At 54.7% G+C, this 10,011-nt stretch carries 8 protein-coding genes and 1 other annotated feature; all 8 genes read right to left on the bottom strand.

Annotated elements, in window-relative coordinates:
- The coding region (locus tag Q2B33_RS21185; RefSeq protein WP_300914232.1) for an aldo/keto reductase at window positions 1-481 on the bottom strand (481 nt) is incomplete at its 3' end.
- Window positions 482-818: 337 nt separating this feature from the next.
- Complete coding sequence (gene spoIVA / locus Q2B33_RS21180) at window positions 819-2,288, bottom strand: stage IV sporulation protein A (protein ID WP_334305394.1); 1,470 nt, start codon at window positions 2,286-2,288, stop codon at window positions 819-821.
- An 84-nt stretch (window positions 2,289-2,372) separates the two neighbouring features.
- Window positions 2,373-3,857 carry a serpin family protein gene (locus tag Q2B33_RS21175; RefSeq protein WP_300569026.1) on the bottom strand — a complete coding sequence of 495 codons (1,485 nt, stop codon included), beginning with the start codon at window positions 3,855-3,857 and terminating at the stop codon, window positions 2,373-2,375.
- A 102-nt stretch (window positions 3,858-3,959) separates the two neighbouring features.
- On the bottom strand, window positions 3,960-5,012 hold the full coding sequence (locus Q2B33_RS21170) for a hypothetical protein (RefSeq protein ID WP_300569023.1): 1,053 nt from the start codon (window positions 5,010-5,012) through the stop codon (window positions 3,960-3,962).
- 72 nt (window positions 5,013-5,084) lie between these two features.
- A complete protein-coding gene (locus Q2B33_RS21165) occupies window positions 5,085-6,545 on the bottom strand; it encodes an MBOAT family protein (protein WP_300569021.1) in 1,461 nt (486 codons plus the stop codon).
- Between the two features lie 33 nt (window positions 6,546-6,578).
- Window positions 6,579-7,823 (bottom strand): tyrosine--tRNA ligase, encoded by a 1,245-nt coding sequence (gene tyrS / locus Q2B33_RS21160; protein WP_300569018.1) that lies wholly within the window; start codon window positions 7,821-7,823, stop codon window positions 6,579-6,581.
- Between the two features lie 128 nt (window positions 7,824-7,951).
- Window positions 7,952-8,192 (bottom strand) — a binding site (T-box leader).
- 70 nt (window positions 8,193-8,262) lie between these two features.
- A complete protein-coding gene (locus Q2B33_RS21155) occupies window positions 8,263-8,808 on the bottom strand; it encodes a Uma2 family endonuclease (RefSeq protein WP_300569015.1) in 546 nt (181 codons plus the stop codon).
- Between the two features lie 82 nt (window positions 8,809-8,890).
- Window positions 8,891-10,011: VWA containing CoxE family protein (locus Q2B33_RS21150; RefSeq protein ID WP_300914231.1), on the bottom strand; the 1,121-nt coding region annotated here is incomplete at its 5' end.

Here is a 10,011-nt window from a genome sequence, read left to right as displayed (position 1 = left end):
CTTCCGGCGCGTCATGGAACGAGAAGGAAATGTGGCGGATAAGCCCTTCTTCCTTGGCCTTTGCGGCAGCCTCCAGGAGGCCTTCGTTTACGACTACATTGTCGTAGGAATTGCGGTTCAGGGCCCAGAAATGGTAAAAGTCCACATGGTCCGTGCCCAGGTGGGAAAGGCTCTTCTCCAGGCGCTTTCTGTAGCCGTCGGCTCCCATGCCCGCCTCTATGGGGCATTTGGTGGAGATGAGAATCCTGTCCCGGAAGCCCTTTACCGCATGTCCCAGGGCCGCTTCGCTGTTCTCGTTGCAGTATCCGGGAGCGGTGTCGAAATAGTTCACGCCGTTCTCATAGGCGTATGTAATCATCTCATCCACTTTGTCCTGATCCACGAAGTTCTTCTCGCCTTCCTGATATTCCGGAAAGCGCATACATCCAAATCCCAGCGCCGAAATCTTCTCTCCTGTTTTGCCGAATTCACGATAATTCATGTCTTCATCCTTTCTTGGTAAACGGTCTTCCGCTTTTTATTTATTATAGTATACTATCTCCCAAAATACAATCATACTTTGGACTTCAGGCAATATATCAGAATCTGCGCTGCAAGAAAGGACTCTCTTCCAGATAAATGACGGGGCAGAGCCGAAGCCCTGCCCTGAAATGCTGTCCCAGTACACCGGCGCATGAATTCCCGGGGAATCAGTGCTTGATGTCCGCGCCAGGACAAGGCGGAGGAAGGGGGCGATGCTGGGCATCGTCCACTGACGCCAACGCTGTACTGGGGTGGACAGCCAGCGCTGATTGCTCAAGGATTCATGCAGTGGGGTACTAGATAATGATGCACACCATACCTCCGTTGCTGTCATTGACGATTTTCTGCATGGTATCCTGCAGTTTCAGCTGGCTCTCCTCCCCGATGACGGCCACTTTAGCCGTAATTCCATCATTTACCAATTGCTCTACCGTCTTCCCGAAGATATTGGTGTTCCAGATGCCGCTCTCCCTGTCCTCCTGATTGATGAAGCCAATCAAATCGTTGGCCTGCTCCTCTGTCCCTACGATGGGGGCGATCTCCGTCTCGATATTGGCCCGGATCATATGGATGGAAGGGCTGGAAGCCTTTATCTTCACGCCGAACTTGTTGCCATGCTTTATCAGCTCCGGCTTCTCCAGCGTGATTTCGTCCTTGTCCGGGGTCACCACCCCGTAGCCCTTGATCCTCACCATGTTCACCGCATCCAGCACCTTGGCGTATTCGTGCTTCATGGCCGCGAAGCTTTTCAGCTTGCTGATCAGCTGGTACTCGTCCGCGATCGTCTCCCCCACCATCTCTGTCAGCATCTCATAATAGTAGGATTCCTCCGCGTCCAATGTCACGCGGATGACGCCGTCCGACAGACATATGGCATCCGTCTTGCAGCGCTTTATGTATTCGCTGGTCAGCTCAATGGGCTTGCGTCTCACGTCCCGGATGGTGCTGTAGTCCTTCATCATGGCCCCTACCTGGCCTATGATGTCCTGCTTCATGCGGTTGTCCCAGGGGAGCATCTCCACCCACTTGGGCATATAGAATTCGATGGAGGAGATGGGGAATTCATACAGGACGTTCTCCAGCAGCATGTGTATGTCTTCCTTTTTCAGCTGCTCGCAGTTCACGGTCACCGCCGCCACTCCGTATTTCTCGCCAATCTCTTCCGCTACCCGCCTGGCATCCTCCGAATAGGGCTTTTGGCTGTTCACCAGCACCAGGAAGGGCTTGCGCAGCCTTTTCAGGGCCAGGATGGTCTTCTCCTCCGCCTCCAGATAGTTCCCTCTGGGAATCTCACCGAAGCTGCCGTCGGTGGTAATCACCAGGCCTATGGTGGAGTGGTCGTTCATGACCTTATCCGTGCCGATCTCCGCAGCCTGGGTGAAGGGAATCTCGTAGTCGAACCAGGGCGTCTTCACCATGCGCTCCATGTCCTCCTCCATATGCCCGGCCGCGCCCTCCACCATGTATCCCACGCAGTCTATCAGCCGCACGGAGACCGGAATCTCCCCGCTCAAGACTACACTGGCGGCTTCATTGGGGATGAACTTGGGCTCCGTGGTAGTGATAGTCTTGCCCCCTGCGCTCTGGGGCAACTCATCTTGGGCCCTGAGCTTTGCGTGCTCATCCTCCATGTAGGGCAGCACCATCTCCTCCATGAAGCGTTTGATGAAAGTAGATTTCCCGGTGCGCACCGGCCCCAGCACTCCTATGTATATCTCTCCCCCTGTGCGGTTTTTTATGTCATTGTACAGGTCGTAGGTGTTTATGGAATCATTTTGCATAGAAAAACCTCCTGTATATACTGTTAGATGTATATGTAGGAGGTTTTGAAATTATGATTCCGTCATCAATCAAGGCGCGGTCACGGCCTCCACGGTTCCCATGAATATGGGCAGCCGCTCCCGGCAGTCGATGATCATGTATAGGAATGGCCTGTCCAGATGCACGACCTTCACGTCCTCCATGGCGCCCTCGGCCCTCATCTCCACTGCCGTGGCGGCTCCGGCCCTGGTGCCGTTCTCGTCCACGGCCATATAGGTCTTGTGCAGCACGCGGCTGATGTACAGGTTCCCTTGGGAAGAGCTGCCGATTCCCGAGAAATCCGCCCTGGCCATGTCAAAGGCGTCCGCCATGCCCATCTCCCGGAGCATGTCGCGTATGTCAGCGCCGTATTCGCTGCGGAATCTGGGAATGGCCGCACTCACCTGTACGCTGACAGGATTCCACAGGATCTCCAACAGCCTCGCTCCTGTGAGGGTGGCGGCATACTCCGCCAGGGTCATGCCCTCCTCCGGCAGAAGTGCCGCAAAGGCGTATTTTCCGTCCGCATAATATTTCATCAGGCCCTGGGCATGTTCGTCCTCTAGGTACAGGCTCTCCTCGGAGTACATCATCTGCACCTTCTGGGCGGTTCCGTCTGCCATGGTGAACTCCCTCTCCCGCACCTGGTCCTCGCGATAGCGCTCCTGCCACCGGGCATCGAAGGCCAGAGCATTAACCAGATACATCACCGCGTCCTCGGGAATCTCGTCCAGAATCTCTTCAATCATGCCGTCCGTATTGTTCTTTACCCAGGCATTGATTTCCTGTCTCGTAGAATCGTCAAAATCCGCGCGGCACACCGTACAGTCGAACATTTCCCCACTCCTCTCCAGGAAGTCCGTCTCCACGGTAAAGCTTTCGTCCGCCGTGAACCAGATACCGTTTGCCATGCTCAGTTTATATTCATCCCCTGCCGGAAGCGCCCTCTGGTAATCCGCCAGATACGAGGACAGCTCCGGCACCGATATCCCGAAGGCCTCCTCCATCTGCCGCAGGGTCTCTCCCCGGGCGCCTCCCGCCGTCATGGTCAACGCCTGGAGCACAGACAAAGGGGAAAGGAGCACGTTTCCGTCGCTCAGGCTTTCGTCACGCGCGGATTCCGGCTGGAAGGCCTCCTTCCCTGAAGCGGAAGCGGCAGCTTCCTCCATGCCAAGCTGCAGGAGACGCAGGCCGAAATCCGTGATGGCGCAGACGGCTTCCGCTTCGACAGCGCCGTCGTTTTTTGCGCTGTTTTCTCCGCCGTCCTTCTCCCTGTCCTCTCCGCTGCCTGTGGATGCTGCACTCCCTCCAGCCGTTCCGGCATCGCCGTTAGCTGCCGCGGGAGGAGCCGTAGCGCTGTCTGTCGCTTCCGACGGCATTTCCGCATCTGTGCCGCCTCTGTCCGCCCCCTGAACCGCGCTGCCATCCTGCGTCCTGTCCGCGTCCCCCCTGCCGCAGCCGGTTGCGGAGACGGCCATGGCGGCCGCCAGCAGAAAAGCCGCGGCTTTCGTCGCCTTTACATACTGTCTTCTCATAATATCCCTCCTTGTCATTATCCGATGTCGGCTGAAAATCCCTACAGCTGCCATTCTGATGATATAGACGAGAAAGGGATGAAAAGGTTCCACCAAAAAACATTACTCCCACAACCAAGAATAGTCATATTCCGTATATAACTTCCTGATTCGGCTGTAATATGCCTCATAGTCATCAGCCCTCAGTTCATATTCGCCCTCCTTTATCCATCTCAAGATATCCGAATTGACCCATTCTCCATAGTGCAGGGCATCCGTATAATTATCCAGGTCCTCAGCCAGCCCCAGGTTGTCGCCAAAAGCAAAGATGCGGATATTGTCTGCCTGAAGCAGCAGCTCCACCGCCATTTCCTCTGCGTCCAGCTGCGCGCCCAGCTGTTTCGTGCGCACCAGCGCATCCCAATAACAGATGCTGTACGGCGGAAAAAACAGATAAAAGGTAACCTGTGGATTATCAAGCGCTGTCCGGAGCACATTCCTTTGAACATTTTCCCGAATATTCTTCCGGTCCGCTTCCGAAAGCCTGATTTCTTCCTTAAAATCTCCCAGCTCGGCGCAGGACGCAAGTACCATTTCCCTGCCAAATACCTTATATCGGCTCCAGCTTCCGTATTCATCCCGGCTGGGCGTCACATTTCCCGCACGGGTATAGTTCAATACAGCCAGCGTCTTAGGCACTACTTCTTTATTCAGGAGATACCGCACATCGTTAAAGGGATTGTCGTCGAAGAGATATTCCGGATATCCGTCATATGCGTTATATTCAGCCGGCACGTTCAGCATGCTGCTGTCGAGGCTGCGCACCACATACCGCACATGGTCGTTATAGGTAAGCGCACGGCGCACATTCTCGTCAACCTCCCTGTAGCTTGCCCCGGAAAAGGCGATTTTGACAGCTTCCGCTCCCCACAGCGCGTCAAATTCCGAGGGTTTGAAATTCTGCGTCATACTGGTCCCCGTTATCAGTGCATCGTAGGAAAAATGACGGGCTATGCCATCATTCTGATACCGTTCATCCAGAAGCGGATACTCCAGCCCCGCCAGCGGCCCATGATAATGCAGAAACGGGTCTATGACCACCGTGGCCGCCGCCACAGAGAACAGCATCCCCAATGTCCCTCCCAGAACCAGCGCATTCCATTTAGAAGCTTTCATCCCCACATCACACCCCCTCACCCGCCTCCGGCGGATATCAAACCATGTTTCACAGCTGTTTACCACCTCCTGTCAGAAGTTGAAGTACAGAAAAACCGACAGGCCTGACAAAGACATCACCGACCATACCAGCAGTGCGATACAGCCCAACCCCTTTGCCAGCGTGGGCTGAAATTCACGCTCATGGCAGTTCCTGCCGAAAAAGGCTATCCCGGCAGCTATCCCCAGGACAATCCACATATGGAGACTCGGCATACGAGACGCAATCGCTCCCAGCGCTCCCACATGGTCTTCCAGATAGGTAAATTCGATCACATGAAAGCACTCTGTCATTTCTGCCGGGATTCCCCCGTTTTTCCCCAGCAATATATTCGACAGCAGCGTGCCGTAATCCCCCGGCGAATCTGCCCTGAAAAGCATAAACGCCATATCCACGAACAAAAACGTGCATGCCCCTCTGAGCAGCTTCGGCAGCCGGTCCCACAGCCCGCCGAATATCCGATACAGAACCTGGGCGATTCCATGGATGCATCCCCATAAGATGAATGTCCAGTTCGCCCCATGCCAGATACCGCTCACCAGATACACCGTAAGCACATTCATCCATGTCCGAAGCTTTCCTTTTCGATTCCCGCCCAGCGGAAAATAGATATATTTCCTCAGGAAACGGGTCAGGGACATATGCCAACGCTTCCAGAAATCGGCAATGGAGAGGGCCTGGTAGGGAGAATTGAAATTGACCGGCAGGTCGATCCGAAACATGCAGGCAATGCCACATGCCATATCACAGTATCCGCTGAAGTCATAATAGAGCTGAAAGACATACAGAAGCGACAGCACGAATGTCGCGGCGGCGGACAGGGCGTCCGGATTGCCAAATCCCCAGTCTGCCGCCCTGCCAAGCGTATCCGCCAGCAAAACCTTTTTGGCCAGACCCACGGAAAAAAGATATAGCCCCCTGGCAAGCCCCTCCTGGCTAAAACGTTTCCGTTCCGAATCCTGGAACTGATGCATCATTTCCTCATGGGTCACAATGGGCCCGGCCACAAGCTGAGGGAAAAAGGCCACGAACAGCATATAGTCCAACAACCCATACCCTGCCGTCTCTCCCCTGTAGGAATCCACCAGATAGGAAATCTGTTGAAATGTGAAGAAGCTGATGCCCAGCGGCATCAATATATCCTGCAGATCAAAAGAGGTACGCAGGATCACATTGATATTCTCCAGCAGAAAGTTGAAATACTTAAAATAGAATATCGCTCCCGCATTTCCGATAATACCAAGCCATAATACCGCTCTACGCCAGACAGGGCTCCCCTTTTTCAGAAGAGCCCTACTGATTCCGTAATTAGCCAAGATGCTGGACAGAATCACTGCCAGATATCCGACATGGAAATAGGCGTAAAACCATAGCGACATGGCGATTAATGCTGCTTTCGCCGCTTTTTCCTGACGGAAATGGTTCAGGCCGAAATACAGGGCCAACGTCACCGGCAGGAAGAACAAAATAAAGATATAGGAGTTGAACAGCATGCTACCTGTCCCCCTTCAGCTGAATCTCGCCCATCAACCCATCGTCACTCTTTTGTAATTCTTCTTCCCTCTCCTGACTACAATTCCGTCTCCCGCAAGCTGCTCCGGTCTGTACTGGGTCTTGATGTCGCTGATCTTCTCATCGTCCACCGTGACGCCTCCCTGCTCCACCGCGCGTCTGGCCTCGGAGCGGGACGCGGTCAGCCCGGACTTCACCAGGATGCCCAGGATATCGATGGTGCCGTCCTGGAAATCGCTCTCCGTCAGTTCGCTGGTAGGCATGTCCGCCCCGCTGGCTCCGCCGGAGAACAGCGCCCTGGCGCTCTCCTGGGCTTTCCGGGCCTCCTCCTCGCCATGCACCAGCTTGGTCAGTTCGAAGGCCAGGATCTCCTTGGCCTGGTTCAGCTGGCTGCCCTCCCACTTGTCCATCTCGTCAATCTGCTCGATGGGCAGGAAGGTCAGCATCCGCAGGCATTTCAGCACATCTGCGTCCGCCACGTTCCTCCAGTACTGGTAGAATTCAAAGGGCGAGGTCTTGTCAGGGTCGAGCCATACCGCGCCCTTCTGGGTCTTGCCCATCTTCTTTCCTTCGGAATTCAGAAGCAAAGTAATCGTCATGGCGTATGCATCCTTGCCAAGCTTGCGCCTAATCAGCTCCGTGCCCCCCAGCATGTTGCTCCACTGGTCGTCTCCGCCGAACTGCATGTTGCAGCCGTAATTCTCGTACAGCTTCAGGAAGTCGTAGCTCTGCATGATCATGTAGTTGAACTCCAGGAAGCTCAAGCCCTTCTCCATGCGCTGCTTGTAGCACTCCGCCGTCAGCATCCGGTTCACGGAGAAATGCACGCCGATGTCCCGAATGAACTCGATGTAGTTCAGGTCCATCAGCCAGTCCGCGTTGTTCACCATCAGCGCCTTGGAGCTGCCCTCCTCCAGCCTGTCGCCGAACTCGATGAAACGGCTCATCTGCTTTTTGAAGCACTCGCAGTTGTGGTCGATGGTCTCTTTCGTCATCATGGTGCGCAGGTCGCTCCTGCCGGAAGGGTCGCCAATCATGCCCGTGCCGCCGCCGATCAGCGCGATAGGCCGGTTCCCCGCCATCTGCAGCCGCTTCATCAGGCACAGCGCCATGAAATGCCCTACGTGCAGGCTGTCCGCCGTGGGGTCGAAGCCGATGTAGAACGTGGCCTTTCCGTTGTTGATCAGTTCCTTGATTTCCTCTTCATCCGTCAGTTGGGCCAGAAGGCCTCTCGCTTTCAGTTCGTCGAATACTGTCATTTTCCTCTCTCCTTTTCTCTTTGCGATGGGTAGGCAGGGGCGCGTCTGCACACTGCGCGGCAAGCCGGGCAGGAAAAAGCTCTTCCGCTGGCGGCTACGGCAAGTGAGCATATAAAAAGCCCGTCCTGTGAAAGGACGGGCCTGCGCTCGTGTTACCACCTTACTTCCCGCAAGGCTCACACCCTGCGGCTTAGTGAGTATCCATCAATACTCCGGCTGATATCGGTGCCTGCCGGCATGGCCTACTGTCTAAGTTCAGCCCTGCTGCTCCGGGATGTATTTTCTCTCTGTCCTTCTCGCGCCTCTCACCAACCGGCAACTCTCTGTCAGCCTTTAGACAAAGGTACTTCTTCCCATCATCGCGTTCTCTGATGTTCTGGTTCCTCATTATAAACGGCACGGATTGCTTTGTCAATACATTTTTTAAAAATCCGTCAAGTCAGATAAGCTCTGCAAAATCTATCCACAAATCGTCATAAATTTTGACTTTTATCTTATCTTGAAATGTATATTGCCCAACCTCAAAGGCCGCCTCTTCAAAAAAGTATACCAGCACAGTCCGATTTTGGGGGTTGATAATCCAGTATTCCCTCACCCCCGCATTGGCATATAAATTCAGCTTGCGGATATAGTCATGGCTGGAAGTGCTTGGTGAAACGATTTCAACAACCCAGTCAGGCGCACCTGTACATCCCCGATCCGTAAGCTTATCGACATTACATATCACACTGATATCCGGTTCCACAATCGTTGTTTTATCCTGATAGAGTTTTACGGCAAAAGGTGCCGGATATACCTCACAGGAACCTTTTCCTGATTTCATGTAGTCCCGTATGGTGCCCGACAATTCCATCAAAATCTTTTGATGAATCCGGCTGGGCGCAGCCATGTAATAGAACTGTCCATCAATCAGCTCTGCCCGTACTTTCTCCGGAAGCTTGTAATAATCCTCTTCCGTATACCCCTTTGCCCATGCCGGCTCCATACAACACTCCTTTCCCCGCATTAGCCTACAGCTCTCTAAAACAGCCCTGGCTTTTACCATAAAACCTCCGTCCCTGCCCGGACTACCGGTTCGCCATCAGCTTCACCATAGCCTGGTTCAGCCCGTCTACCGTCAGCTTGTACATGGGGAACAGCTCCTTCACCGCGGTCTCCGCCTCCCGCCAGGGAGCCCGCCCCGGAGCCATTTTCGGGTTCAGCCACACGATTTTCTTATATTTCTTCTTCATCAGCCGCAGCCATTCATAGCCCGACAGCCCCCCGTTGGGCCCCCTGTAATTGCCCGTGTCGGAATACAGCTCCTCCGGCGCCATGGCCGCGTCCCCAACAATTATGACCTTGTAGTCGCTGTCCACGTTCCGGAACATCCACTCCGTGTCCACCCAGTCCCCGTTCTCGCACTCCGGGGTCTTGTACACCTTGCTGTAGATGCAGTTGTGGAAATAATAAGTCTTCACATCCTTGTAGTGATTGGACTTATGGATGGCCTGGAACAGGTCGTTCAGCAGGCTGCTGAAGGGAATCATGGTGCCGCCGGAATCCATCAGGAGCAGGAGCTTCACCGCGTTCTTCCTGGGCTTCTGCATGACGATCTGCAGGCAGCCGCCGTTGTTGCAGGTCTTGTCCACTGTGCCACCTATATCCAGCTCCGTCTCCGGGATGTCCAGCCTGCTGGAGAACTGCCGGAGCTTCCGGAACGCCATCTGGAACTGCCTGTTGTCCAGGACACGGTCGTCCCTGAAATCCCGGTACTTCCTTGCCCCCACCACCGCAAAGGCGGACTGGTAGCCGGTCTTGCCGCCCACCCGGACGCCGCCCACGTTGCCGCCGGTATTGCCGAAGGAGGTCTTGCCCATGGTGCCGATCCAAAAGCTGCCGCCATTGTGCTCGCTGTCCTGATCCTTCAGGCGCTGCCGGAACTTCTCCTCCACGTCCTCCTTGTCAATCTGGAGATCCTCCATCTTGTTCATATGATCCCTGGCCTCCTCGTGAGCCAGCTCCATCATGTCGGACTTGTCCAGCCAGCGCAGCATCTCCTTGCCCACCTCGGTCTCCCTCTGGGCAGCCTTGAAGCACTCCTCGAAGGCCATATCGAATTTATCGAAATCCGTCTCGCTCTTCACCAGGATCATCCGGGCCGTATAATAGAACTGGGTCAGGGAGCTGCCGCAGAGCCCCTTGTCCA

The organism is uncultured Acetatifactor sp. (assembly GCF_948601915.1).
Taxonomy (GTDB): Bacteria; Bacillota; Clostridia; order Lachnospirales; family Lachnospiraceae; genus Acetatifactor.
Note: the sequence above shows the minus strand (reverse complement) of the source record. Positions and strands in the feature narration are given on the sequence as shown.

What these genes read in the sequence shown, in the direction of transcription:
- Q2B33_RS21155 (WP_300569015.1), bottom strand. Translation starts at nt 8,808, where the DNA reads ATGGAGCCGGCATGGGCAAAGGGGTATACGGAAGAGGATTATTACAAG.
- Q2B33_RS21170 (WP_300569023.1), bottom strand. Translation starts at nt 5,012, where the DNA reads ATGAAAGCTTCTAAATGGAATGCGCTGGTTCTGGGAGGGACATTGGGG.
- Q2B33_RS21175 (WP_300569026.1), bottom strand. Translation starts at nt 3,857, where the DNA reads ATGAGAAGACAGTATGTAAAGGCGACGAAAGCCGCGGCTTTTCTGCTG.
- Q2B33_RS21165 (WP_300569021.1), bottom strand. Translation starts at nt 6,545, where the DNA reads ATGCTGTTCAACTCCTATATCTTTATTTTGTTCTTCCTGCCGGTGACG.
- tyrS (WP_300569018.1), bottom strand. Translation starts at nt 7,823, where the DNA reads ATGACAGTATTCGACGAACTGAAAGCGAGAGGCCTTCTGGCCCAACTG.